The organism is Leptotrichia sp. OH3620_COT-345, assembly GCF_003932895.1.
GTDB lineage: Bacteria > Fusobacteriota > Fusobacteriia > Fusobacteriales > Leptotrichiaceae > Pseudoleptotrichia.
Map to the genome: position 1 here is coordinate 1 of NZ_RQYW01000124.1, position 455 is coordinate 455.

At 39.6% G+C, this 455-nt stretch carries 1 protein-coding gene; it reads left to right on the top strand.

The features are described from left to right. Window positions 1-455: hypothetical protein (locus EII29_RS12375; RefSeq protein ID WP_158612550.1), on the top strand; the 455-nt coding region annotated here is incomplete at both ends.

Below are 455 nucleotides of genomic sequence, written 5' to 3' on the forward strand. Positions count from 1 at the left end.
GGGGACTTAGTAGGCATAGATGTATCACAGGGACATATAGGGATAGGAGAAAGAGGAGTAGATGCATTAAGTTTAAGTGACCTTGAACTGTTAAGTAAAACAATAGACATAGCGGGCATAATAAAGGCGTCAAAAGAGACAAGAGTACTCATATCAACAGGGGGACAGAGGTATGAGTACAGGACAAAGGAAGTAAAAAGTAAAGGAGAGACATATAAAGGGATAGCCGTAGATGGAAAAGCTACAGGGAGTATGTATGCGGGTAAGATAGATATAATAAGTAATGATAAAGGAGCGGGAGTAAATACAAAAGGGGAATTGGTGAGTGTAGATGATATAACGTTGACTGCAAGCGGAGATATAACGACGAATAAGATAAATGCAGGAAAAGCTGTAGTATACAAGACACCAAAGAAAGTAAAAGTAAAGGGGACGGTATCGGCAGGTCATAAAGT